Here is a 714-nt window from a genome sequence, read left to right as displayed (position 1 = left end):
GTCGACGGGCAGCGCGTCGAGGTGCGCGGGCGGCTCGCGGTCTACGAGCCGCGCGGCGAACTGCAGTTCGTCGTCGAATCGATGCAGCAGGCCGGCGCGGGTGCGCTGTACGAGCAGTTCCTGCGGCTGAAGGCGCGGCTCGAGGCGGAGGGGCTGTTCGATCCGGCGCGCAAGCGCGAGCTGCCGCGGTTTCCGCGCCGGCTCGGTGTCGTCACCTCGGCGTCGGGCGCCGCGCTGCACGATGTGCTGACCACGCTGGCGCGGCGCGCGCCGCATGTCGCGGTCGTCGTCTATCCGAGCCTGGTGCAGGGCGCCGAGGCGCCGGCGGCGCTGGTGCGTGCGTTGCGCCAGGCGGCCGAGCGCGACGAGGTCGATGCGTTGCTCGTGTGCCGCGGCGGCGGCTCGCTGGAGGACCTGTGGGCGTTCAACGACGAGCAGGTCGTGCGGGCCATCGCGGCGAGCCCGCTGCCGACGATCTGCGGCGTCGGCCACGAGACCGACGTGACGCTGGCCGACTTCGCCGCCGACCTGCGCGCACCGACGCCGACCGCCGCGGCCGAGCTGGCGGCGCCGCCGACGCGCGAACTGGCCGAGACGCTGGCCGCGTTCGCGACCTTGATGCAGCGCCGCGTGCACCACGTGCTCGACCAGCAGGCGCAGTGGATCGACCGCGCCGCGCTGCGGCTAGCGCGGCCGGGGCAGGGCGTGCGGGCC

Annotated in this window: 1 protein-coding gene; it reads left to right on the top strand. The window is 75.6% G+C overall.

Going from position 1 to position 714, the window contains the following annotated elements; genetic code table 11:
* On the top strand, positions 1 to 714 hold a 714-nt coding region (xseA, locus tag AC1D12_RS34640), incomplete at both ends, for an exodeoxyribonuclease VII large subunit (RefSeq protein WP_477845573.1).

The sequence above is a fragment of the Rhizobacter sp. P1_G5 genome (assembly GCF_056405435.1).
Note: the sequence above shows the minus strand (reverse complement) of the source record. Positions and strands in the feature narration are given on the sequence as shown.